This is a genomic window from Streptomyces cinerochromogenes (assembly GCF_014648635.1).
In the GTDB taxonomy this organism is placed as follows: Bacteria; Actinomycetota; Actinomycetes; order Streptomycetales; family Streptomycetaceae; genus Streptomyces; species Streptomyces cinerochromogenes.
In genome coordinates, this window is the sequence record NZ_BMRM01000007.1 from 220,366 (window position 1) to 244,308 (window position 23,943).

The following is a 23,943-nucleotide window of genomic DNA, read 5'->3' on the forward strand; positions in this document are numbered from 1 at the left end:
CCGACCGGCCCGAGACTACAGGCCGGTCGAGGGGCGGATCAGCCCACCTTTCATCAAGAATCCGTTACGAAGACACCGCTCTGCGTGTACAAGTGGTCGCAGATTGAGGCCAATCGGTGATCTGCGGCCCTTGACTGACCGAGAACGGGCTGGATTGGATCAGTGGGTGACTTACACAACCCACATCAGCAGGTCCATCCGGAGGAACCGAGGCGCGGCGGCGGTCGCCCTCGTGGCGGCGACGGCTCTGCTGGCGGGCTGTTCCTCCAAGGACGACAAGGGCGGCAACCCCCTCACCGAGGGCGGGGCGAGCGGCGACAGCGTCGTCGTCGGATCCAACAACTTCCCCGAGAGCACCCTGCTCGCCGACATCTACGGTGAGGCGCTCAAGGCCAAGGGGATCAAGGTCACCTACAAGCCGAACATCGGCAGCCGCGAAACCACCTACGGACTGATCAAGAACGGTTCCATCTCGGTCCTGCCCGAGTACAACGGGGCGCTGCTGGCCTATCTCGACCCGAAGGCGACGCCGAAGACCCTCGGCGCGACCACCCAGGCCGTCAACGCCAAGCTGGACTCCAAGCTCACGCTGCTGAACCCGGCGGCGGCGGAGAACAAGGACTCGGTCACGGTCAACGCGGCCACCGCGAAGAAGTACCACCTCACCGAGAACTCCACCATCGCCGACCTGAAGGACATCGCCGGGGACCTGGTCATCGGCGCCTCGCCGGAGTTCCAGACCCGGCACCAGGGCCTGGTCGGCCTGAAGTCCGTCTACGGCGTGGAGTTCAAGTCCTTCAAGGCGCTGGACGCGGGCGGTCCGCTCACCCTGGCGGCGTTGAAGAAGGACGCCGTGCAGGCGGCGGACCTCTTCACCACGGACGCGAACATCGCCAAGGAGAAGTTCGTCGTCCTGCAGGACCCGAAGAACCTCTTCGGCTTCGAGAACGTCCAGCCGCTCGTCTACAAGAGCGCGCTGCCCGCCAAGGGCGTGGACGCGCTCAACGCGGTCTCCGCCAAGCTCGACACCGCGACCCTGCAGAAGCTGGACACCCAGGTGCAGACGGAGAACAAGGACCCGCTGGACGTCGCCAAGGCCTGGCTGCAGTCCGCGGGCCTGGACTGACGGCCCGGGCTCGCCCACAGCCCGAGCCACCCGGGCGCCCCGCGCCCGTGGGCAACGGAACGACCCGAACGACCCGAACGACCCGAACGACCAGGAACGACCAGGAACGACCGTGGACGTGCCGACGCGGGTGCCCCCGCCTCCCGGGGACACCCGCGTCCCGCTCGACGGCCGCGGGCTCACCCTGCCCGCCCTGGTCCGGCTCGCCGACGCCACCGCCGTACCCGCCGTCGACCCCGCCGCCCTGGACCGGGTCCGCCGCGCACGCGAGACGGCCGACCGGCTCGCCGCGACGGGCCGCTGGTACGGCCGCGGTACCGGCGTCGGCGCCCACCGCTCCGTCGCCGTCGACCCGGCCGACGAGACCGGCCACGGCCTGCGTCTGCTGCGCAGCCACGCGGGCGGGGCCGGAGCGCCGCTGCCGGCCCGGACGGTCCGCGCCATGCTCGCGATCCGCGCCAACCAGCTCCTCGCCGCCGGTTCCGGCATCCACCCGTCCTTCGTCACCGCCCTCACCGACGCCCTCCGCCTGGGCGTGCACCCGGCGGTCGACGAGTACGGCGCCGTCGGCACCGGCGACCTCACGGCCCTGGCCCAGACGGCCCTGACCCTGCTCGGGGAACGCCCCTGGCTGACGGGGGACGGCTCTCCGGCGGCACCCGCCGACACCGGGGTGCCGGGGGAGGGGGTGCGTGCGTCCGTGCCCGTGGGCGGCGCTGTGCGGACGGCCCCTGAACCACAGGGTGCCCCTGACGGTGCCGTCGCGGAGGAGGCGGTCCTGCCGACCCCCCTTGAGCATCCGGTGGCCGAGGGGGACCGGAGTTCCGGGGAACTGCCCGCGCCCGTCACCCTCCGGGCCGGTGACGCCCTCGCGTTCCTCAGCAGCAACGCCCTCGCCCTCGCGCAGGCCGCGCTGGCCGGGCACGAGACCGAGGTGCTGCTCCGGGCCACGCACGCCGTCGCCGCGCTGTCCCTGGCCGCGGTCTCGGGCTCGCCCGAGGCGTACGCCGCGCCGGTGCACGCCCTGCGGCCGTACCCGGGCCCGGCCCGTGCCGCCGCCGAGGTACGGCGCCTGCTCGGCCTGCCCGACGAGCCGGCGGCGCCCGGGCCGGCGCCGGCGGGACGCCGGATCCAGGACCCGTACGGGTTCCGCGCGTTCCCGCAGGTGCACGGTGCCGCACTGGACGCCTCGGCCGCGCTGCGCCGGATCGTCGAGGTCGAGATCAACTGCCCCACCGAGAACCCCGTCCTCACCCCCGACGGCCGCCTCTACCACCACGGCGGTTTCTTCGCCGCCCCCCTCGCCCTGGCCCTGGACGGCCTGAACCTGGCCCTGCTGAAGACCGCGCAGCTCTCCGCCGCACGCCTGTCCGCGCTGAGCCGCCCCGACCTCACCGGCCTGCCCGCCTTCCTCACCACCGGCCCGCCCGGCAGCTCCGGCACGATGATCCTGGAGTACACCGCCAACTCGGCGCTGGCCGAACTGCGTTCCGGCGCCGCCGCACCGGCCTCGGCCGGACACGCCGTCCTCTCCCACGGGCTGGAGGAAGCCGCCGGCTTCGCCGGGCAGGCGGCCCGCCAGACGTCCCGGGCCCACGCCGCCTACGCCACCGTCCTCGCCTGCGAACTCGTCGTCGCGGTGCGGGCATTGCGCCTGCGCACGGCACCGCCGGCCACGCCCGCCTTCACCCTCGCCGCCTCCGCACTCCCCACCGGCCTGGAGGACCGCCCGCTGACCGGGGACATCGCGACGGCGGCCCGACTCCTGCCCCTCCTGGCCGCGTTGTGACACGGGCGCTCCGGTCTCCCTCGCCCGTGTGAGGTTTCCGCGCGGGCAGCCCGGACGAGGGCACGGTCGAGGTCGCCGAGCGTGCCCCCGTCCTCGCGCTCCGCGGAACGCGCGCAGTGCTCAGAGGTCGAACTCGTGCGGCGGAAGGTCCAGCGCGTAGCACGCCTCGCGCACCACGGCCTGCTCGTCCTTGTCGAAGTCGCCGTCCGCGCCGCCGATGACGATGCCGATCTGGACGACGGCCCGCGCCTCGGCGGGCTTCTTCTTGGCCTTGGCGACCTCCTGCAGCACGCTCACCTTGCCGAAGGCGAAGTCCGCCGTCAGTTTGTCCAGGTTCTGCTCGAAGCGGCGGCGGAGGTCGTCCGCCGGGAAGTTCTGCAACACCTCGTTCGTGGCGATGAGCTGGGCCACCCGCTGCCGCTCCGACGGGTCGACCGTCCCGTCGGCGGCGGCCACGAGCGCGCACATCGCCATGCTCGCATCACGGAACGCGCCGCTCTTCAGATCGTTCTTCTTCGCCACCAACTGGGTCTGCATCTGCGACGCGGACTCCTTGATGCGGTCCCACAGGGCCATGTGCGCTCCTCGTATCGGCCGCCTGATGCTCCGGCAGCATCCCGGCGGGTGATCTCTACAGCACTGTAGAAGATAGCTTCTACAGTTATGTAGAAACGAATGGGGCGGCCGTGGAGTTCCGTAGATCCGGACCGAGTCCGCGCACGCGGCGCGCACAGCGCACACGGCGGACGCGGCCGGAGCACAGCGACGACGTCCCGGGAGGCGGGGCGTCACTCACCCACGCCCCCGTCAGGCCGCCCCCTCCACCCCCTCCGATCCGAGCGTGTGACCCGCGGCGCGCTCCAGCTTGCGGCGCCTGCGGCGGCTCATGCGGGGTTCCTGGTCCGGGAGCCAGCCGAAGGCGAGGCAGCTGCCGGTGGCGCCGAGGAGGAGGCCGATGAAGAAGCCGCCCAGGTTGGAGGTGAGCCAGGTGCCCAGGGAGAGCAGGATGCCGGTGATGGAGTAGAAGAGCCGCTGGGCGGGGTTGAAGAGGATCAGCAGGCCCAGCAGGACCATGAGGCCCGGCAGCAGATAGCCGGCCAGGCCCTGCATGCCGATGTGCAGGACGACCTTCAGCGAGGCCTTCTCGGTGAGCAGGATCTCGCCGCCGCCGAGGGCGAGCAGCAGCCCGCCCCAGAACGGCCGGCGGGCCCGCCATCCGCGGAAGGCGAGCCTCGGTCCCCGACGTGGACGGTCCGGCACGGCGATCAGCAGCCCGAGTCGCTGAAGCGCAGCTTGAGACCCGGCAGCTTGAACACACCCGCCGTCGTCGCGTAGTTGGTCTGCCGCAGGTTCGCGATCCGCACGGTGTCGGCCTGCTGGCTGAAGACGCCGATCGGACCCTTCACGCCCGCCTTGGTCAGCGTGCTGGCGTCGTTGCCGATCTCGATGTTGTTGAACGCCGCGTCACCCGACAGCTCGGTGGAGTCGGTGGTCAGGTCGGTCGCGCTGACCTTCTCCGACCCGCTGCCGGCGGTGATCAGCAGGTTGGTGCCTCCGAGGTCGACGCTCTGGCACAGCTTGGTGAGCGTGGCGTGCTTGATCGCGGAGGTGATGATGAGCACCTGGCCGCCGCTGTCCCCGGCGTTCGGGCTGCCCTCCGACATGTTGTCGAGCCCGCCGAACTGCTCGAAACCGGTGCCGTTCAGTTCCGTCGCGGTGACCGTGAACGGCATGCCGGAGATCGCGAACTGCACGCCCAGCGCTCCCTGCGCGGTGAGGACCGCGAGGCCGGCGGCGACCAGGGTGGCGGGTACGGCCATCACCGCGGCCCGACGGGCCCGGACGCGTCCCCGTCTCTCGCCGCCGGAAGTGGCCCCGGTGGCGCCAGGGGTGTCGGAGGAGGTGTCGCTCCCCGGGTTCTCGGGGGTGTTGCCGGTGGACGGGACGTCCGGGGACGAGGCCATGTCTGCTCCCATGGGCATGGATCAATGCGGGTTGGGCTTCAGTGGCGCGGTGTCCTGGCGCGGACAGCGGGTGCCGCGTACGCCTCCTCGCAACTCCCGGCGGGCGCAAGGGCTTTCTCGTTACGCGGCAGTAGCCTTTCGAGGAAGTTACCGCCGGTTACTTTCAGGGGTCAAGGGAGATGTGAAAAAAGGGTGTCGGATGTGGGCGGGCCGCCTCCGCCTGCCACAACTCCCCTTCTTCTCCTTGACGTTGACGGTTGACGAGGTCTACAACTTCCCCTGTTTCCCCGGATCCGTGGCGCCGGATCCAGCAAGCGGCATCCGTCGCGTCACCGGCGTGGAACCCCCCGCGCCCTCGCGGCACCGGCCGCGTTCCCGGCCCTGTCACGGCAACCGCTCCACCTCGCACCGCGGCACCGGCACGGTCGTTCCCCCTGTTTCCTCGCGTGCCCGGCCGCCCCTGGTCCGGCCCGGCCGGAGGTCTTCCCCCGAGGCCTTCGGCCGGTGCCGGTGTGCCGCCGTCGCGGGTCCGCCGCGTACGGAGAAGGCGCGACGGCCCTGCGCCGGCGGCATCTCCCGCTCCACCCGCCACCCCCCACCTCACCTCAGCTGTCCCCCCACATGGAAGAGAGGCACCCGCATGCGTACGCGCTCCCTCCTCGCCGTCGCCGGCACCGCCACGGCGCTCGCCCTCACCTGGGCCGCCCCGGCCTCCGCGGCCGGCGCGGTCCTCACGACCGGCAGCACCGGCGGCACCGCGGTCGCCGTCGGTGACACCCTGACCGCGCCCCTGGCCTCCGGCACCTTCGCCACCTTCTACTCCAGCGCGACCGGCACCAGCGGCGTGAAGTGCGCGGGCTCGCAGTTCACCGCCAAGGCCACCGGCAATCCGGCCGCGCCCGGCACCGCCACCGAGTCCGTCACCGCGCACACCTTCGACAGTGCCACCTGCACCAGCAACGTCACCGGCGTCCTCGGCGTCAACGGCATCACCATCAACAACCTGCCCTACTCGGCGACGATCACCTCGGACGGCACCCTCACCGTCTCGCCCCCGAGCGGCACCGCCATCCAGGCCACGGTGCAGCTGCGCACCCTGCTGGGCACCGTCACCTGCGTCTACCAGGCGCCCAACCTGACCGGCAAGGCCGACAACGCCGACAGCAGCATCAACTTCACCAACCAGCAGTTCAGCAAGGTCTCCGGTTCCTCACTGTGCTTCGCCAACGGCTACTTCACCGCCAAGTACGCGCCCGTGACCGACGCGGGCGCCCGGGTCTACGTCAACTGACCGACCGCACCGCCCGGTTCAACGTCGTCGCAGACGCCGTAGCCGGAACGTGAGGGCGGCGCCCCCGGTGAGCAGCAGCACCGCGGTGGCGCCGCCCGCCAGCACGGGCGCCGACGGCCCCGAGCCGCCGTGCCCGGTCTCCGCGGCCTCGGCCCGGCCGCCGGCGGCACCCTCGGCCCGCCCACCGCTCCTGCCCGCGGCCGGTGCCGCGCCCTCCGCCGGCGCGCTCACCCCGGACGACGTCCGCGGTTCCGGCGACGCCGGTCCGCTCGGCGACCCCTGCGGCCGCGCCGACGACCGTGCCGTCCCGCCGGCCTTCCCGCGCTCCGGGAACACCACGTCGGAACACGCGTAGTACGTGTCCGGCGTACTGCTGTTCTGCCAGACCGTGTAGAGCACCTGACGCCCCGTCCGGTCGTCGGGCAGCGTCGCGCGCAGGTGGTACGCCCCGTCGCGCAGCGGAGGGTCCGTGACCTCGGCGAAGGGTCGCTCCGGCAGGTCGGACCAGGTCAGCGGTTTCGTCGGGTCGTACCCCTGCTGGGTCAGGTACAGCCGGAACGTGCCCGTGTGCGCGATGGTCGAGGCGTAGGTCAGCGTCAGCCGGCCGCCCGGTGCCAGCCGCGTCGCCGGCCAGTCCCGCCGGGGCAGGTCCAGGCCCCGGTACGCCGGCAGGTTCCCGCTGCACAGCCGGCCGTCCGGAATCACCTCACGGTCACGGCCGTCCACCCCCGCCACCCGCAGGTTGTCCCAGGCGGTGAACGGGGCGCCGTTCGCCGCGATCGCGGCCCGGCAGGCCGCCGTCCGGACCGCGCCACCGCCGGGCGAGCAGGCGTAGACCCGGCTGACCGGGTCCGTCGGGGCACCGTGCGCCACGGCGGGCCCCGCAGTCCACGGCAGGAGCAGGAGCGGGGCCGTCGCGGCGGCCACCCTGACGCCCAGGCGGGCGGTCATCCGAGTCATCCGGGTCTCCTCGCGGGCGCGGGAACGGGGTCTGCGGCGTCCAGTACGGCACCGGCGCCCGCCGTGTTCAGCCGTCTCCGCGCGTCCGCGCGCGGGGGGCGTGAAAGCACCGACCGGTTCGGCTGTTTTGCGCCTGCTCCCGGAACCCGTTGAGGAGCCGGCGGTCCGCCTCGTATCGTGGCGATCATGGGGACGGCATCCGTCGTCACGAGGCTGCCGGGCACCGCCCGGCATCGAAGGGGGCACCGCTGTGGGCTCGCCCGTTCACGCAGGAGAGAGCGACCGGCCCGCGCCGCGCGGGGGCGCTGACACGTGTCGCGACGCGGGCGCGGCATGCCGGACTCCCGTTGCCCCTCGGTGAGTTATCGTATGCAAGGGGTTAAAACAAACCGCATGTCCTGTTCGTTAGAGGTGCGAGGAGGGGTCCCAGATGGCGAGGCAGTTACGCGCTGAGCAGACTCGGGCAACGATCATCACTGCCGCCGCCGACCTGTTCGACCGGCACGGCTACGAATCCACCAGTCTGAGCGACATCGTCGCACACGCGAAGGTCACCAAGGGCGCCCTGTACTTCCACTTCGCCGCCAAGGAGGATCTGGCCCACGCCATCCTGGAACTCCAGGCCAGGGCCGCGCAACAGCTCGTGGCCGAGGTGGAGGGCCGCGGCTGCTCCTCGCTGGAGGCCCTGATGCGCACCACGTTCGGAATCGCCCGGCTCGCCGTGGAGGACCCCGTGCCGCGCGCCGGACTGCGCCTCGCCACCGCGGACATCGCCGTACGGCCGCCGCTGCGGCACCCGTTCACCGAGTGGCTGGAGTTCGCCACCCGCAAGTTCGGCGGAGCGGTCCGGGAGGCCGACGTCCACGGCGACCTCGACGTCGGCGCCGTCGCCCACTCCCTCGTCTGCTTCTTCATCGGCACCCGGGTCGCCGGCCGCTCGCTGGAACCCGTCGGACGGCTGCCGCGGAGGGTCGCCGAGATGTGGCACCTCATGATCCGCGGCCTCGTCCCGGTGCACCGCCGCCCCCGCTACGTCACCCTCGCCACGCAGCTGGAGCGGGAGATCCGCGCCGCCTGACACCCGCGATACCGTGACGGACATGCCCGACACCCCCTTCGCACCCGTGATCCTCGGCAACGAACCCGGCTCGTTCCCGCACAGCGTGCTCGCCGAGCGGCACCCCGCGATCATCCGGCAGGTACGGGAGGCGTTCCCGTACGGACCCGCGCAGCACGCGGCGCTGGACGAGCTGCTGAAGAGCTGCACCCAGGGGACGGTCGAGCCGCTTCCCGCCGATGCCCCGGACCGGGACCGGTGGCACGGCTGGGGCCTGGCCGAGTACGCCGGCCGGTCCTGGTACGACGTGCCCTGGCTGTGGTCCGAGAGCTACTTCTACCGCCGGCTCCTGGAGGCCGTCGGCTGGTTCGGCCCGGGCGCCTGGCAGGGCATCGACCCCTTCCGGCCCTTCAAACGCGCCGAACTGGACGCCCCCGAGACCGACGAGGAACTGGCCGCCCTGGACGGCCTGCCCGGCCGGCCGGAACAGGAGCGGGCCCGCGCCCTGCTGCACGGCTCGCTGTGGGGCAACCGCGCCGACCTCGGCTTCCGGATCTCCGCCGCGGGCGCCGACACCCGGGAGCCGGCCCCCGCGCTGGTCGCCGACGACAGCGACACCCTCTGGTCGCTGCTCCCGCCCGGCGGAGCGGGCACGCTCGTGCTCGTCGCGGACAACGCGGGCCGCGAACTCGTCCCCGACCTGCTGCTGATCGCCCACCTCCTCGCCGAGGGCCGGGCCGCGCGGGCGGTCCTGCACGTCAAGCCGTACCCGTACTACGTCTCCGACGCCACCACCGCCGACGTGGTCGACGCGCTGCACCGGCTGCGCGCGGCCCCGGGCGTGGCCGCCGAGTACGGGCGCGTGCTGTGGTCCGCCCTGGCCGACGGCCGGCTCACCGTCCGCGCCCACCCCTTCTCCTGCGCCCCGCTGCCCTACAGCGCGATGCCGGACGACCTGCGCGCCGAGTTCGCCGCGGCCACGCTGACCGTCCTCAAGGGCGACCTCAACTACCGCCGCCTGGTGGGCGACCGGCTGTGGCCGCCCACCACGCCCTTCCGGGAGACGACCGCGTACTTCCCCGGCCCGGTCGCCGCGCTGCGCACCCTCAAGTCCGATGTGATCACCGGACTCACGCCCGCCACCGAGGCCGCGCTGGAGGAGGCCGAGGGGCAGACCTGGCGGACGAGCGGCACGCACGCGCTCATCCAGACCGACCCGTCGGGCGAGCTCCCGCGGCAGTGAGCTGATCCGGGCCGGCCCATCAGGTGGGCTCACGCGGCAGTGAGCTGTTTCGCGCCGACCCGTCAGGCGATCTCCAGCGGCAGTGACTTGATGCCGTTGATGAAGTTCGACACCAGTCGCCCGGCCGGTCCGGCGAGCCGCGGCGGCCCCGGCAGCACGCGCAGCACCTCCTCGTGGAGCAGCCGCAGCTGGAGCCGGGCGAAGTGGGCGCCCAGGCAGACGTGCGGGCCGTCCCCGAAGGAGACGTGCGGATTGGGGGAGCGGGCGAGGTCGAGCCGGCCGGGATCGGCGAAGACGCGCTCGTCCCGGTTGGCCGAGGCGTGGAACACCACGACCTTGTCGCCCGCCCGGACCGCCCGGCCCCCCAGCTCCGTGTCCCGCACGGCCGTCCGCCGGAAGGTCAGCACCGGTGGGTGCCAGCGCAGCAGCTCGTCCACGGCGGACGGTACGCCGACCTTCCCGGCGCGCAGCAGCTCGTACGCCCCCGGGTGCTCCGCCAGCGCCAGCAGCCCGCCCGGGGCGGCGCTGCGGACGGTGTCGTTGCCCGCCACGGTGAGCAGGAAGAAGAACATCTCCAGCTCGGCACCGGCGAGTTCGGCTTCGTGGGCGAGCGTCGTCATGATGTCGTCGGCCGGGTGCCGTCGTTTGTGCGCGGCCAGCTGTCCGGCGTAGGCGAACATGTCCCGCAGCATCGCCGGTGACCTCGGGTTCACCGGCCTGCCCGACCCGTCCCGCACCGGCGGACCGGCCTCGTCCGGATCCTGGTAGCCGATGACCCGCTGCGTCCAGTGCAGCAGCAGATGCCGGTCACCGTCCGGGACGCCCAGCAGATCCGCCAGGTTCAGCAGGGCGTACTCGTCGGTGACGGCGGCCACCAGATCGACCGTGCCGTCCCCCTCCCGCGCCGTCGCCAGGGCACCCGCGAGCAGCGTGCGCGCCCGCTCCCGGGCCACCTCCGCGAACCGGTCGACGCGCCCCGGCGTGAAGGCGCGGCTCACCAGCCGGCGCAGCCGCCCGTGCGCCGGCGGGTCCTGGTTGAGCATCATCCGCCGGACGAACGGAAGGTCCTCCGGGTCCGGGTCGCGGATCTGCGTCGCACCGGCGTACGAGGAGTACGTCCCGGCGTCCTTCAGCACGCGTACGACGTCCGCGTGCCGGGTCACCGCCCAGAACCCGGGCCCGGCCGGCCAGCCCAGCACCTCCGGCTCCTCCTGCCAGGCCACCGGATGGTGGTCGCGCAGCACGCGGTAGGCGTCGTAGGGCACACCGGCGGCGTACCGGCGCGGGTCGAAGACGTCCGGGACCGGCGGCGCCTCGGGCACGCTCACGCGGGTTCGCCCTCGCGGGCCTCGACCGCTTCGCTCACTTCCACCGCTTCATGCGCCTCGACCGCTTCGACCGCTTCCTTCGCCTCCCGCGCCGCATCCGTTCCGTCGGTACCGTCGGTACCGTCCGCCCGCAGGAAGTCCTCCACGGTGCGGATCAGCTCCAGCGGGGTCTCGTCCATGGCGTAGTGGCCGGCGCCGGGCAGTACGGCGAGCCGCGCGCGCGGGTACCAGGACATCCAGGTCTGCCGCATGACCTCCGGCGACAGCGCGGGGTCGAGCGCGCCGGCCACGGCGAGCGCCGGCACCTCGCTGCCCACGACGTCCGCGCTGAAGTCCTCACCCGCCCACGAGTCCAGCCAGGCCCGGAACGCCTTGGCGTCGCTGCGCTCCAGCGAGCGGGCGACCATCCGGTCCAGCCAGGCGGCGGGCCGGCGCCCTCCGGTGGTGACGTCGATGATCGCCCGCCGGTACGCCGCCCGGTGCGCCGCCCCCGTGAACAGCGCCTGCTGTTCCCCGGCCAGCGGCATGCCCGAGGCCGGCACCGGCGAGACGCCGACGATCCGGCGGAGCCGGTGCGGAGCCACGGCGAGCAGCCGCTGCGCCACCGCGCCGCCCATGGAGTGCCCGATCACCGAGAACCGCTCCCAGCCGAGCCGGTCCGCCAGCTCCACCAGGTCCACGGCCGCCTCGGCGGTCGTGTACGCACCCGTGGCGTCCCGGGCCTCGCCGTAGCCGCGCAGGTCGACCAGCGCGTAGGCGAAGGACGCGCGGTCCACGTCCGGCAGGACGGCCGCGTACGCCGACCGGTCGGCGAACCAGCCGTGCACGGCGAACACCTTGTGGGCGCCGTCGCCGTGCACCTCATGGGGGAGTGCGAAGGAGGTCATGCGCTTACCGTGGCCCCCGCGCGCGGGCACGGCAAGAGCACCAACGCCACAACCGCCCGCCGGAGTTCCCGGTTTCCCGGGCGGTTCACGCGATGGTGTGATCATGTACCGCCGTGCGGATGGGGGTCCGGGGACCCGGGTAGGGCCCGGCCATGACGCAGCCGTTCGAACTCCCGCACTTCTACATGCCGTACCCCGCCCGGCTCAACCCGCACCTGGACGAGGCCCGTGCCCACTCGACCGCGTGGGCACGGGAGATGGGCATGCTGGAGGGCTCCGGGATCTGGGACCAGGCCGACCTGGAGGCGCACGACTACGGCCTCCTGTGCGCCTACACCCATCCCGACTGCGACGGACCCGCTCTCTCGCTGATCACCGACTGGTACGTGTGGGTGTTCTTCTTCGACGACCACTTCCTCGACATGTACAAGCGCACCCAGGACCGCGCCGCCGGCAAGGCGCACCTGGACCGACTTCCGCTGTTCATGCCGCTCGACCCCGCCACCCCCGTGCCGGAGCCGGAGAACCCGGTGGAGGCCGGGCTGAAGGACCTGTGGGCGCGGACCGTGCCGTCGATGTCCGTGGACTGGCGCCGCCGCTTCTCCGTCGCCACCGAGCACCTGCTCAACGAGTCGATGTGGGAGCTGTCCAACATCAACGAGGGGCGGATCGCCAACCCCGTCGAGTACATCGAGATGCGCCGCAAGGTCGGCGGCGCGCCCTGGTCGTCCGGGCTCGTGGAGTACGCGACCGCCGAGGTGCCCGCCGCCGTCGCCGGCACCCGGCCGCTGCGCGTCCTCATGGAGACCTTCTCCGACGCCGTCCACCTGCGCAACGACCTGTTCTCCTACCAGCGCGAGGTCGAGGACGAGGGCGAGAACAGCAACGGCGTGCTCGTCCTGGAGAAGTTCTTCGGCTGCACCACACAGGAGGCCGCCGACATCGTCAACGACGTCCTCACCTCCCGGCTGCACCAGTTCGAGCACACCGCGCTCACCGAGGTCCCCGCCGTCGCCCTGGAGAAGGGCCTCACCCCCGGTGAGGTCGCCGCGGTCGCCGCCTACACCAAGGGACTCCAGGACTGGCAGTCCGGCGGCCACGAGTGGCACATGCGCTCCAGCCGCTACATGAACAAGGGCGCGCGGCCCGGCTCGCCCTGGCAGCTGAAGAGCGGACCCGGCACCTCCGCCGCCGACATCGGCGCACTCCTCGCCTCGGCCGCCCAGGAACGCCTGCGCGCCCACTCCCACGTGCCCTACCAGAAGGTCGGCCCGTCCCGCATCCCCGACCTGTACATGCCCTTCGAGCTACGGCTCAGCCCCCACCTGGACGCGGCCCGCGGCCGCCTCGTCGACTGGTGCCACCGCATGGGCATCCTCCAGGAGGGCGTCTGGGACGAGGACAAGCTCGCCGCGTACGACCTCGCCCTGTGCTCCGCCGGCCTCGACCCGGACGCCACCCCCGAGGCCCTCGACCTCAGCGCGCAGTGGCTCGCCTGGGGAACGTACGGCGACGACTACTACCCGCTCGTCTACGGCCACCGCAGGGACCTGGCCGCCGCCCGCCTGACCACGGCCCGGCTGTCGCGGTGCATGCCCGTCGAGGGCGAGCCGACGGTCGTCCCCGGCGACGCCATGGAGCGCGGGCTGATCGACCTCTGGACGCGCACCACGGCGGAGATGACCGCCGACCAGCGCCGCACCCTCAAGGCCGCCGTGGACACCATGACCGAGAGCTGGGTGTGGGAGCTGTCCAACCAGCTCCAGAACCGGATCCCCGACCCGGTCGACTACCTGGAGATGCGGCGCTCCACCTTCGGCTCCGACCTCACCCTGAGCCTGTGCCGGACGGGTCACGGCCCGGCGATCCCCGCCGAGGTGTACGCCAGCGGCCCGGTGCGCTCCCTGGAGAACGCCGCCATCGACTACGCCTGCCTGCTCAACGACGTCTTCTCGTACCAGAAGGAGATCGAGTACGAGGGCGAGATCCACAACTCCGTCCTCGTCGTGCAGAACTTCTTCGGCGTGGGCTACCCGGCCGCGCTCGCCGTCGTCCACGACCTGATGACCCAGCGCATGCAGCAGTTCGAGCACGTCATCGCCCACGAACTTCCCGTTCTCTGTGACGACTTCCAGCTGTCGCAGGAAGCGCGGACCGCCCTGGGCGACTATGTGCTCGACCTGCAGAACTGGCTGGCCGGCATCCTCAACTGGCACCGGAGCGTCGACCGCTACAAGGCCGAGTGGCTCGGCCGCCGCGCCCACGGCTTCCTGCCCGACCGCGCACCCGCCGTGCCCGCCCTCACGCTTCGCTGACGGTCACCGAAACTTCTCGTACGGAATCGGGCATTCGGGGAACTACGGTGAGCCCTCGGAAGTCTTGTGGAGTAAGGGGAACAACAGACCACGGATCACGGGGGGTGCTCGGCCTTGACCGAGACCATCGAGAGGCTCACCGAAGAGACCACGGGGGAGAAGGCGTCGGGGACGGGGGAACTGACGCCGTACGTCGCGCCGTTAACCGTGCCGCCCCTCCTGCGGCCCGCCGACGGCGACGTCCTGCGCGAGACCGAGATCGCGCTGCGTCCGACCTGGGTGCGCCTGCACCCGCAGCTCCCGCCGACCCTGATGTGGGGATACGACGGGCACGTGCCGGGCCCGACCATCGAGGTGCGGCGCGGCCAGCGCGTCCGCATCGCCTGGACCAACCGCATACCCAAGGACAGCGAGTACCCGGTCACCTCGGTGGAGGTGCCGCTGCGCACCGACGGCCGCCCGCAGGCCACCACCGAGCCCGGCCGCGGAGGCGTCGAGCCGAACAAGGACGTCGCCGCCCTGCCCGCCTGGTCGGTGACCCACCTGCACGGCGCGCAGACCGGCGGAGGCAACGACGGCTGGGCGGACAACGCCGTCGGCCACGGCGACGCCCAGCTGTCGGAGTACCCGAACGACCACCAGGCGGTGCAGTGGTGGTACCACGACCACGCCATGAACATCACCCGGTGGAACGTGATGACGGGCCTGTACGGCACCTACCTCGTCCGGGACGACGAGGAGGACGCCCTCCACCTGCCCTCCGGCGAGCGCGAGATCCCGCTGCTCATCGCCGACCGCAACCTCGACACCGACGAGGACGGCCGCCTCAACGGCCGGCTGCTGCACAAGACGGTGATCGTCCAGGAGAAGAACCCGGAGACGGGCAAGCCGGTCTCCGTCCCGTTCACCGGCCCGTACACCACGGTCAACGGCCGCATCTGGCCCTACGCCGACGTCGACCCGGCCTGGTACCGCTTCCGGCTGGTCAACGCCTCCAACGCGCGCATCTTCGACCTCGTCCTCATCGACGAGGACGGCGAGCCGGTGCCGGGCATCGTCCACCAGATCGGCAGCGACGGCGGGCTGCTGCCACGCCCGGTGCCGGTCGACTTCGACGAGCAGCTGCCCGCCCTCACCGCCGCGCCGGCCGAGCGCTTCGACCTGCTGGTGGACTTCCGGGGCCTGGCCGGGCGGACCCTCCGCCTGGTGAACAAGGGCCGCAACCAGCCGGCCGGCGTGTCCGACCCGGCCGGTGACGTGCCCTGCCCGGACGTGCTGGAGTTCCGGGTCCGGGACACCTGCGAGGAGGACACCTTCGAACTGCCGGAGGTGCTCTCCAACTCCTTCCGCCGCCTCACCCACGACATCCCGCACGGCCACCGCCTGGTCCTGCTCACGCCGCCCGCCACCAAGGGCGCCGGCGGGCACCCGGAGATCTGGGAGATGACCGAGGTCCCGGACGCCTCCGGCCTGCGGCTGCCGGCCGAGGGCATCGTCCAGGTCACCGGACCCGACGGCACCACGAAGACGTACCGCCGCACCGCGCGGACGTTCAACGACGGACTCGGCTTCACCATCGCCGAGGGCAGCCACGAGCAGTGGAGCTTCCTCAACCTCGCGCCCATCGTGCACCCCATGCACATCCACCTGGCCGACTTCCAGCTGCTGGGCCGGGACGCCTACGACGTCTCCGGCTTCGACCCGGCCGTCGGCGGCACCCGCACCCCGATCCGGTACGACGCGGGGACGGCGATACCGCTCGCGCCGAACGAGCGCGGCCACAAGGACGTCTTCCGGGTCCCGGGCAACCAGATGCTGCGGGTCATGGGCCGCTTCGACGGCGCGTACGGCCGGTTCATGTACCACTGCCACCTGCTGGAGCACGAGGACATGGGCATGATGCGGCCGTTCGTCGTCATGCCGCCGGAAGCCCTGAAGTTCGACCACGGCGGGGCGCACGGCGGCCACGGCGAGGGCCACACGGGCTGACGGCGGGACAGGGGCGGCCGCGGGTGCGGGCAGGCCGGGTCACACCGGCCGGGCGGCGGTCCGGGACGCCGCGTGCTCGACCGCGGCACGCGCCAGTGCCCGGATCATCGGGTGCGGCCGCGAGCCGTCGCCGGCCAGCTCCGGCTGGAACAGCGAGGCCAGGAAGAACGGATGGCCGGGCAGCTCGGCCATCCGGACCCGGCCGTCCTCGTCGTGGCCGGAGAACCGCAGCCCGTGGGCGCGGAGCGTGTCGAGGTGGCGCGTGGGGCCGTAGGCGCAGAAGTACCGCTCCACCGTGCGCGCCGAGCCGATCACGGACGCGGCCAGCGAGTCCGGCTCGACCGCCACCGCGGCCTCGTGGCCCACCAGGGAGCAGGCCAGCGGCTCGATGAGCGGGTCCTCGGCGTCCGGGTCGTTCTCGGCGTGCGCCACGCGGGTCAGCCCGCACACGTTCCGGGCGTACTCCAGCAGCGCGTGCTGGAAGCCGCCGCACGTGCCCAGGAACGGGATGCCCTCCTCGCGCGCGGTGCGCACCGCCGCGAGGACACCCGCCTCGCTGCGGTACGGGCTGCCCGGAAGTACCCACACGGCGTCGAACCCGCGCACCGCGCCCTCGGCCGCGGCGTCCTCCGAGGAGATCCAGTACGCGTCCAGGACCAGCCGGTCCCGGGCGGCCAGGGCGTCCAGCAGAACCGGGACGCGGGTGTGCGAGACGACGTGCGGGGAGCGGTCGCCGACGAGGGCGAGGGTGGCGGTGTTCATCATGGCCACCATCCTCGGCACCACGGGTGGTTCACGTCCAACGATGGTTCCTGCACGGTCGATAAGCGCTGCTGATGGAGTGCCATGCTGGGCGGCATGGACCCGCATCTGCTCCGCACCTACGTCACCGTGGCGCGTCTCGCCTCCTTCTCGGAGGCCGCGCGCGAGCTGGGCTACACCCAGTCCGCGGTCTCCCAGCACATCGCCGCCCTCGAACAGGACCTGGGCGCACCGCTGCTGACCCGTCGGCCGGTCGCGCCCACGACAGCGGGCGAACGGCTGCTGGAGCACGCCGGTCCGCTGCTGCTGCGGCTCGACGCGGCCCGTGCCGACGTCGTCCGCATGGCCGCCGCGCCCCAGCACGGCCTGACCCTCGCCACCACCGCGACCGCGCTCGGCCCCGCCGTCCTCGGCGCGCTCCCGCCGGCCGGTGTCACCCTGCGCGTCCTCACCCGCGCGGAGATCCCCGCCGCCGTCGCCACGGGCGCCGCCGACCTCGGCCTCGTCGACGGGCCGGCGGCGCCGAGCGATCCGCTGCGGCTGCCCGACGTGGCGCCGCTGACCACGCACGGCGTCGCCGAGGAACCCGTGAGCGTCCTGCTGCCCGCCGGACATCCCCTCGCCGGCCGTACCGGTCTGCGCCTCGGCGACCTCCGGGACGCCCGCTGGATCGACGCGCCCGACGCGGCACTCCCGCTCGCACACCTGCGCGCCGCGACCGCGGGCGGCGGCGCCTTCCGGCCCGCCCTGCGCTACGAGGGCACCGACATCCGCACCCTCACCGCCCTCACGGCGGCCGGGCACGGCCTCACCCTGCTGCCCCGCTCGGCGGCCGCGGCCGTCCCCGGTACAGCCGCCGTCCCCCTCACCTCCCCCCGCCTCGTCCACCGCACGGAACTCCTGCACGGCGGCAGCCCCGGGGGTGCGGCGGCGGAGGTGGTGCGACGGCTCCTGGACGGGCGGTGAGCGCGCCGGAACCGGTGAGGAGAGCCGAAAGGAGGAAGAGCGGCACCGGCCGACGGTCCGGCCGGTGGTCCGGCCGGTGTGCTACGGCGGCGGTCCGGCCGGCCCACGCCACCACGGTCGGGCGCGCGTCGGCCCGCGCGCTCCCCTCCGCGCCCCCTACCCGCCGCCGGTCTTCGGCCATTCTCACTCGTTCGTGTCTCGTCGCGGCCCGCCGTCCCGGGTAGAGCACCAGCCGGAGGCGAGCGAACCATGGAACAGACTGCGTTGCGTCCCAAGCCCATCCCCGGTCAGGACCGGCGGGACGACGGCACCGCCGGGACCGCCGGGACCGCCGGCCCCGCCCGCCGCCCGCACGCCGCGCCCCGGCGCGGGCGGCGGCTGCGGACCGTGCTGCTGGGCGTGTGCGCCGGCACCGCGCTGGTGCTCTCCGGTGTCGGCATCGGCACCGTCGGCGCCACGGTGATCGGCATGGGCCGGCTCGCCGAACTGCAACGTCAGGCTCCGCCGCCGGCCCCCTCGGCCACTCCCACCGCCGAGCCCGCCCCCGCCGCGCCCGGCGCGACCCTGGGTGTCGAGGTCGTCGACGCCGAGAAGGCGGGCGCGCTGGTGGTGGGCGTGCACGTGCCCGGCCCCGGTTACGCGGCCGGCCTGGTCCGCGGTGACGTGGTGCTGCAGTTCGGCACGTCCCGGGTCGACACCGCCGCCGACCTCGCCCGCGCCGTCACCCGCGCCCGCTCAGGGAAAGCCGTGCTGCTCACCGTGCGCCACAGCGGCGGCGGCTACCAGCAGCTGTCGGTGGCCCCCGGCCTGGTCACCTGACCGAGCCGCGTCCCTACGGCTCGCAGGTCCCGCACACGCCACGAAACCCGCTGGTCACCGTCCGTCCCGCGCGCCATCATGGGCCCATGCCGAGTCCCCTCGCCACGGACCGCGGACCGCGCAGCGCGCGCTGCGGACCGCGCACCGCTGGACGTCGGTCGCCGGGACCGGCTCGCGTGCCCCTGTCCGGGCGGGCAGGATGCTGCCCGAGACGCCGACGCGCCACCGCCCCGCCCCGCCCCTTCTCCCTTCCCCTCGCGCCCGGAGGCCCGGATGACCGGTAGTACGCCCGCGCCCTTCACCGCCGCCGACTACAGGGCCCGCATGGAGCGCGCCGCGCGCTCCGCAGCCGACGCCGGCCTCGCCGGGCTGCTCGTCGCCCCGGGACCGGACATGGTGTGGCTCACCGGCTACACACCCACCGCCGTCACCGAACGGCTCACCGTGCTGGTCCTCGCCCCGGGCCGGGACCCCGTCCTGGTCGTGCCCACCCTGGAGGCCCCGGACGCCGAGCAGGCCACCGGCGCCGCCGCGCTGACCCTGCGCGACTGGACCGACGGAAAGGACCCGTACGCCGTCACCGCCGGCCTCCTCGACGACCGCGGCCGGTTCGGCATCAGCGACAACACCTGGGCGATGCACCTGCTGGGCCTCCAGCGGACCCTGCCCGACACCTCCTACGCCTCCCTCACCGACGCCCTGCCCATGCTGCGCGCGGTGAAGGACGCGGCCGAGCTGGACCTGCTGGCGGCCGCCGGAGCGGCTGCGGACACCACGTTCGAGGAGATCCGGAAGGTTCCCTTCGCGGGCCGCCGAGAGTCCGACGTCGGCCAGGACCTCGCCCGCCTGCTGCGCCGCTTCGGTCACTCCCAGGTCGACTTCACCATCGTCGGCTCCGGCCCGAACGGCGCCAACCCGCACCACGAGGTCGGCGACCGGGTCATCCGGCGCGGCGACATGGTCGTCCTCGACTTCGGCGGCCTGATGAACGGCTACGGCTCCGACACCACCCGCACGGTCCACGTCGGCGAGCCGACCGAGGAGGAGCGCCGGGTCCACGACGTGGTGCGCGCAGCCCAGGAGGCCGGTGTCCAGGCGGTACGCCCGGGCGTGGCCTGTCAGGAGGTCGACCGCGCGGCCCGCGCGGTGATCAGGGACGCCGGGTACGGCGAGTACTTCATCCACCGCACCGGGCACGGCATCGGCGTCACCACGCACGAGCCGCCGTACATGATCGAGGGCGAGGAGCAGCCGCTCGTGCCCGGCATGTGCTTCTCCGTGGAGCCCGGCATCTATCTGCCCGGCCGCTTCGGGGTGCGGATCGAGGACATCGTCACGGTCACGGAGGACGGCGGACGCCGCCTCAACAACACCACCCGTGAGATGGTCATAGTGGACTGAGAGGCCCAGGAGACCCCTGCACGACGACACCCGGAACGGCTACCCGCGACCCATGACCCAGGCACCGACACCCACCGCGGACACCGTCCGCAGACTGGTTCGTTCGCTGCTCAAGGAGGGCGACGACGGCACCGGTGGGCCCGATGTGCGGCCCGTGACGGAGGACCGGGAGCACACCTGGTGGATCGGCGGCCGCCATGTGCTGCGCCTCGCCCCCGACCGCGAGGCCTCCGTTCGCCGCCGCCGGGAACTGCGCCTGCGCGACGTGGTCCGCCCGCATGTGCCGGTCGCCGTGCCGACCAGCGTCGCGCACGGCGACTGGGCGCCCGGCCTCGCCTACACGCTCGACACCCGGGTGCCCGGCGGCACGGCCGACGAGCACGACGTCTCCGCCATCGGCGAGGCGGACCTCGCCGGGCTGCTCGGCGGACTGCGCGCGGTGCCCGTACGGCAGGCCGAGGCGCTCGGTGTGCCGCGTGTCGCGCCGCGCTCGCTGGAGGCGCTGCGCCGGATGGCCGTGCACGCGGCCGAACGGCTCTCCGCCGCCGACGAGTTCGACGCCGCCCGGCTGCACCAGCTCACCCCGCCCGGCGCGGCCCAGCTCGCCGCGCAGCCCGGTACCGCCGTCCTCACCCACCACGGGCTGACCGGCGCGCACGTGGTGGTCAGCGCCGACGGACGGGTGCGCGGCATCCTGGACTGGACCGCGGCGGCCCTCGGCGACCCGGCCGAGGACATCGCCGGGCTCGCCGTCGCCGTCGGCTCCCCGGCGGCCGTCCGCGCCGCCACCCTCGCCGGCTACGGCGCCCGCCCCTGCCTGCGCGGCCTGTGGCTGGCCCGCTGCGACACCGTCATCCGCCTCACCGACCACCTGGAGGGCCGTACGACCGGCTCCCTGCCCCTCCTGCGGACCCAGCTGCGGCGCGTCTGGGAGCCGATCCTGCTGGAGCGGGTGACGGACTTCCCGGAGGACGAACCGGAGCCCTGACGGGGCCGCAGCGGCCCCGCAGGCGGTGCCTGTACCGTCCGCCGGTCAGGGCTGTGCCAGCACCACGCACGACTCGCCGGGCACCTGGAGCAGCCCGTCCGGGCCCGGTGCCTCCACCGGGTCCCAGGCGGCGAGGACCTCCACCCGGCCGGTGCCCAGCGGGATCGCCGCCTCCTCCTCGCCCAGGTTCACCGCCACCCGTACGTCCCCGCGGCGGAAGGCCAGCCAGCGGGCGTCCGCGTCGTAGGCGACCTTCGTGTCGGCGAGGTCGGGGTCGGTGAGGTCGGGCTGTTCCCGGCGCAGCGCGATCAGCCGGCGGTACCAGGCCAGCACGCGCGCGTGGGGCTCGCGTTCCGGCTCCGACCAGTCCAGGCAGGACCGCTCCCGGGTGGCCGGGTCCTGCGGGTCGGGCACGTCCTCCTCGGCCCACCCGTGCGCGGCGAACTCCCGTCGCCTGCCGCGCCGTACCGCTTCGGCCAGCTCGGGGTCGGTGTGGTCGGTGAAGAACTGCCAGGGCGTGCCCGCCGCCCACTCCTCGCCCATGAACAGCATCGGCGTGAACGGCGCGGTCAGCGTCAGCGTGGCCGCGCAGGCCAGCAGACCGGGGGAGAGGTGTGCGGCGAGCCGGTCGCCCTGGGCGCGGTTGCCGACCTGGTCGTGGGTCTGGCTGTACCCGAGGAGCCGGTGCCCGCCCACCCGCGCGCGGTCCAGCGGCCGGCCGTGGCTGCGGCCCCGGAAGCTGGAGTAGGTGCCGTCGTGGAAGTAGCCGCCGGTGAGCGTCTTGGCGAGCGCGGCGAACGGAGCCCGGGCGAAGTCGGCGTAGTAGCCCTGCGACTCCCCGGTCAGCGCGGTGTGCAGGGCGTGGTGGAAGTCGTCGTTCCACTGGGCGTGCAGCCCGAGGCCGTTCTCCGTGTGCGGGGTGATGAACCGCGGGTTGTTCATGTCCGACTCGGCGATCAGGAACAGCGGCCTGCCGACCTCGGCCGCCAGGCCGTCCACGGCCGCCGACAGCTCCTCCAGGAAGTGGCACGCGCGCGTGTCGTACAGCGCGTGCACCGCGTCCAGCCGCAGCCCGTCGATCCGGTAGTCCCGCAGCCACGCCAGCGCGCTGCCGAGGAGGAACGCGCGCACCTCGTCGGAGCCGGGCGCGTCCAGGTTCACCGCCGCGCCCCACGGCGTGGTGTGCGTGTCCGTGAAGTACGGCCCGAACCGGGGGAGATGATTGCCCGACGGGCCCAAGTGGTTGTGTACGACGTCCAGGACGACGCCCAGCCCGAGTCCGTGCGCCCGGTCGACGAAGCGTTTCAGTGCCTCGGGTCCGCCGTACGGCTCGTGCACCGCCCACAGCGACACCCCCTCGTAGCCCCAGCCGTGCCTCCCCGGGAAGGGGCACAGCGGCATCAACTCCACGTGCGTCACACCCAGTTCCACCAGGTGCTCCAGCCGGGCGGCGGCGGCGTCCAGGGTGCCCTCCCGGGTGTACGTGCCCACGTGCAGCTCGTACAGCACCGCGCCCGGCAGCCCGCGCCCGGCCCACGGTGCGCGCCACTCGTGGCGCCCGTGGTCCACGACGGCGCTCAGCCCGTCGGGGCCGTCCGGCTGGCGGCGCGAGCGCGGGTCGGGCAGCACGGGGCCGTCGTCCAGCGCGAACCCGTACCGTGTGCCGTCCCCCGCCTCCGCCTCGCCCGTCCACCAGCCCTCGCGCGCGGGATCGCGCGCCAACGCGCGCGTGGTGCCCTCGCAATGGAGCGTCACTCGGTCTGCCTGCGGTGCCCACACCTCGAACTGCACGGACGGTTCCCCTTCGTCTGCTCACCGTGATGTCCCGCGGTCCCATCGTGCCGTCCCGGACGATCAATCCGCTTTCGAATCGGCCCTTTGCCGGCAGGTGTCGCGGAAGTGCCCGCACACCGGCACCGGTTCCGTGAATTCTGGACACCCGGGGTTCACTGCCCGACAATCACCAGCGTGACGTCGTCCTTCGAGTTCTCCACCTACCCCGCGCGCCTGTCCGACGCGGAGCGTGACAAGGCGCTGCAGGCGTTGCGCGACGGCGTCGCCCTGGGCCGGCTCTCGCACGACACGTTCGTGCGCCGCATGGAACTGGCGCTGGCCGCACGCCACTCCGAGGAACTCGCCGTCCTGGTCGCCGACCTGCCCCGGGAGAACCGGTTCTCCCGGGTGATCCTCGGCACCGTGGAGGCCGTTTCCGGGTTCACCGTGCGGCTGCGCCGGGCCTGGCAGGCCGAGCGGCTTCCCAAGCTGCTGCTGCCGCACCCGGAGCACACCCATCCGCTGCGCATCGGCCGCGACCCCGCGAACGGGCTGCGCCTGAACCACGAGACCGTCTCGCGGGTGCACGCCGAACTGCGCCACCAGGGCGGCCTGTGGGTCCTGAGGGACCTCGGATCCACCAACGGCACCACCGTCAACGGCCGCCGGGTGACCGGGGCGGTCGCCGTCCGCGAGGGCGACCAGGTCGCCTTCGGCAGGATGGCGTTCCGGCTCACGGCCCCCTGAACCGCCCGCCTGCGCCTGTCCGGCCGCACCGTTCGAACGGACACTCGGCCACGCGCGTGTACCGTCCCGATCGGGTGAGCCGCACTCCGGATGCCGGGCCGCCGTGCCGATGGAACGGGCATGACGTATCTCACCAGAGCGGCAGCGGCGGCCGGCGCCCTGCTGGCCGCCACCGGCCTCCTCACCGCGGGTCCGGCCCGGGCCGCCTCCCGGGACACCCATCCCGGCGACTGGCTCCGCCTGACGGTCACCAAGGGCGGCGCCCGGTCCGGCGGCACCCTCGGCGCGCTGCTGCTGTGCGACCCGCCCCTGGGGCACGCGCACGCGGCCGAGGCCTGCGCCGAACTGGACGCCGTCGACGGGGACATCGACCGCATCCCCGCCGCGCACGCCTTCTGCCCGATGATCTTCGCTCCGGTGACCGCCCACGCGCGCGGCCGCTGGAACGGCCGCTGGATCGACTTCGAGGAGACGTACACCAGCGCGTGCGTCATGAGGGCACGCACGGGACCCGTCTTCCGGCTGGACGGCTGACCGC

At 73.4% G+C, this 23,943-nt stretch carries 21 protein-coding genes; 13 read left to right on the plus strand and 8 right to left on the minus strand.

Annotated elements, in window-relative coordinates:
* Positions 1–166 precede the first annotated feature (166 nt).
* On the plus strand, positions 167–1,126 hold the full coding sequence (locus tag IEZ20_RS15980; protein ID WP_189298874.1) for an ABC transporter substrate-binding protein: 960 nt from the start codon (positions 167–169) through the stop codon (positions 1,124–1,126).
* A 112-nt stretch (positions 1,127–1,238) separates the two neighbouring features.
* On the plus strand, positions 1,239–2,915 hold the full coding sequence (locus tag IEZ20_RS15985; protein WP_189298876.1) for an aromatic amino acid ammonia-lyase: 1,677 nt from the start codon (positions 1,239–1,241) through the stop codon (positions 2,913–2,915).
* 120 nt (positions 2,916–3,035) lie between these two features.
* Here IEZ20_RS15985 and IEZ20_RS15990 read toward each other — a convergent pair whose 3' ends face one another.
* The 3 genes from IEZ20_RS15990 to IEZ20_RS16000 form a co-directional block, all read right to left on the minus strand.
* On the minus strand, positions 3,036–3,491 hold the full coding sequence (locus IEZ20_RS15990) for a tellurite resistance TerB family protein (protein WP_189298878.1): 456 nt from the start codon (positions 3,489–3,491) through the stop codon (positions 3,036–3,038).
* A 231-nt stretch (positions 3,492–3,722) separates the two neighbouring features.
* Complete coding sequence (locus IEZ20_RS15995) at positions 3,723–4,175, minus strand: DUF6114 domain-containing protein (RefSeq protein WP_229896086.1); 453 nt, start codon at positions 4,173–4,175, stop codon at positions 3,723–3,725.
* 5 nt (positions 4,176–4,180) lie between these two features.
* A complete protein-coding gene (locus IEZ20_RS16000; protein ID WP_189299217.1) occupies positions 4,181–4,879 on the minus strand; it encodes a DUF6230 family protein in 699 nt (232 codons plus the stop codon).
* 640 nt (positions 4,880–5,519) lie between these two features.
* Here IEZ20_RS16000 and IEZ20_RS16005 point away from each other — a divergent pair.
* Complete coding sequence (locus IEZ20_RS16005; RefSeq protein WP_189298880.1) at positions 5,520–6,170, plus strand: Tat pathway signal sequence domain protein; 651 nt, start codon at positions 5,520–5,522, stop codon at positions 6,168–6,170.
* A gap of 18 nt (positions 6,171–6,188) precedes the next feature.
* Here IEZ20_RS16005 and IEZ20_RS16010 read toward each other — a convergent pair whose 3' ends face one another.
* On the minus strand, positions 6,189–7,130 hold the full coding sequence (locus tag IEZ20_RS16010; RefSeq protein WP_189298882.1) for a lytic polysaccharide monooxygenase: 942 nt from the start codon (positions 7,128–7,130) through the stop codon (positions 6,189–6,191).
* A 430-nt stretch (positions 7,131–7,560) separates the two neighbouring features.
* Here IEZ20_RS16010 and IEZ20_RS16015 point away from each other — a divergent pair, with 430 nt between their 5' ends.
* The gene (locus tag IEZ20_RS16015; protein WP_189298884.1) at positions 7,561–8,208 is read left to right on the plus strand and encodes a ScbR family autoregulator-binding transcription factor; all 648 of its coding nucleotides are present in this window, start codon (positions 7,561–7,563) and stop codon (positions 8,206–8,208) included.
* A 22-nt stretch (positions 8,209–8,230) separates the two neighbouring features.
* Positions 8,231–9,430 carry a damage-control phosphatase ARMT1 family protein gene (locus IEZ20_RS16020; RefSeq protein WP_189298886.1) on the plus strand — a complete coding sequence of 400 codons (1,200 nt, stop codon included), beginning with the start codon at positions 8,231–8,233 and terminating at the stop codon, positions 9,428–9,430.
* A gap of 62 nt (positions 9,431–9,492) precedes the next feature.
* Here the strand turns inward: IEZ20_RS16020 and IEZ20_RS16025 are convergent, their stop codons facing one another.
* Together IEZ20_RS16025 and IEZ20_RS16030 are read right to left on the minus strand one after the other, a co-directional pair.
* Positions 9,493–10,758 carry a cytochrome P450 gene (locus tag IEZ20_RS16025; RefSeq protein ID WP_189298888.1) on the minus strand — a complete coding sequence of 422 codons (1,266 nt, stop codon included), beginning with the start codon at positions 10,756–10,758 and terminating at the stop codon, positions 9,493–9,495.
* Positions 10,755–11,645 carry an alpha/beta fold hydrolase gene (locus IEZ20_RS16030; RefSeq protein WP_229896087.1) on the minus strand — a complete coding sequence of 297 codons (891 nt, stop codon included), beginning with the start codon at positions 11,643–11,645 and terminating at the stop codon, positions 10,755–10,757. The genes IEZ20_RS16025 and IEZ20_RS16030 overlap by 4 nt, the downstream gene beginning before the upstream one ends.
* Positions 11,646–11,797: 152 nt before the next feature.
* On the opposite strand from IEZ20_RS16030, the gene cyc2 reads away from it, so the two are divergent.
* Together cyc2 and phsA are read left to right on the plus strand one after the other, a co-directional pair.
* Entirely contained in the window at positions 11,798–13,960 is a 2,163-nt protein-coding gene (gene cyc2 / locus IEZ20_RS16035) for a germacradienol/geosmin synthase Cyc2 (RefSeq protein ID WP_189298889.1), read from the plus strand.
* A gap of 114 nt (positions 13,961–14,074) precedes the next feature.
* Positions 14,075–15,949 carry an O-aminophenol oxidase PhsA gene (gene phsA / locus IEZ20_RS16040; RefSeq protein WP_189298898.1) on the plus strand — a complete coding sequence of 625 codons (1,875 nt, stop codon included), beginning with the start codon at positions 14,075–14,077 and terminating at the stop codon, positions 15,947–15,949.
* Between the two features lie 39 nt (positions 15,950–15,988).
* Here the strand turns inward: phsA and IEZ20_RS16045 are convergent, their stop codons facing one another.
* A complete protein-coding gene (locus IEZ20_RS16045; protein WP_189299221.1) occupies positions 15,989–16,711 on the minus strand; it encodes a CTP synthase C-terminal region-related (seleno)protein in 723 nt (240 codons plus the stop codon).
* Positions 16,712–16,807: 96 nt separating this feature from the next.
* On the opposite strand from IEZ20_RS16045, the gene IEZ20_RS16050 reads away from it, so the two are divergent.
* The 4 genes from IEZ20_RS16050 to IEZ20_RS16065 all read left to right on the plus strand — a co-directional run bounded on the left by IEZ20_RS16050 (position 16,808) and on the right by IEZ20_RS16065 (position 20,885).
* Positions 16,808–17,677, plus strand: coding sequence for a LysR family transcriptional regulator (locus tag IEZ20_RS16050; protein WP_189298900.1), 870 nt, complete (start codon positions 16,808–16,810; stop codon positions 17,675–17,677).
* Positions 17,678–17,926: 249 nt separating this feature from the next.
* Complete coding sequence (locus IEZ20_RS16055) at positions 17,927–18,496, plus strand: PDZ domain-containing protein (RefSeq protein ID WP_189298902.1); 570 nt, start codon at positions 17,927–17,929, stop codon at positions 18,494–18,496.
* 273 nt (positions 18,497–18,769) lie between these two features.
* A complete protein-coding gene (locus IEZ20_RS16060; protein WP_189298905.1) occupies positions 18,770–19,897 on the plus strand; it encodes an aminopeptidase P family protein in 1,128 nt (375 codons plus the stop codon).
* A gap of 52 nt (positions 19,898–19,949) precedes the next feature.
* On the plus strand, positions 19,950–20,885 hold the full coding sequence (locus IEZ20_RS16065) for a phosphotransferase family protein (protein WP_189298907.1): 936 nt from the start codon (positions 19,950–19,952) through the stop codon (positions 20,883–20,885).
* Between the two features lie 45 nt (positions 20,886–20,930).
* Here IEZ20_RS16065 and treZ read toward each other — a convergent pair whose 3' ends face one another.
* Positions 20,931–22,676 carry a malto-oligosyltrehalose trehalohydrolase gene (gene treZ / locus IEZ20_RS16070; RefSeq protein ID WP_189298910.1) on the minus strand — a complete coding sequence of 582 codons (1,746 nt, stop codon included), beginning with the start codon at positions 22,674–22,676 and terminating at the stop codon, positions 20,931–20,933.
* 177 nt (positions 22,677–22,853) lie between these two features.
* On the opposite strand from treZ, the gene IEZ20_RS16075 reads away from it, so the two are divergent.
* Positions 22,854–23,405, plus strand: a complete 552-nt coding sequence (locus IEZ20_RS16075) for an FHA domain-containing protein (protein WP_189298912.1) — start codon at positions 22,854–22,856, stop codon at positions 23,403–23,405.
* A gap of 120 nt (positions 23,406–23,525) precedes the next feature.
* The gene (locus tag IEZ20_RS16080) at positions 23,526–23,939 is read left to right on the plus strand and encodes an SSI family serine proteinase inhibitor (RefSeq protein ID WP_229896089.1); all 414 of its coding nucleotides are present in this window, start codon (positions 23,526–23,528) and stop codon (positions 23,937–23,939) included.
* The last annotated feature ends 4 nt before the right edge of the window (positions 23,940–23,943 follow it).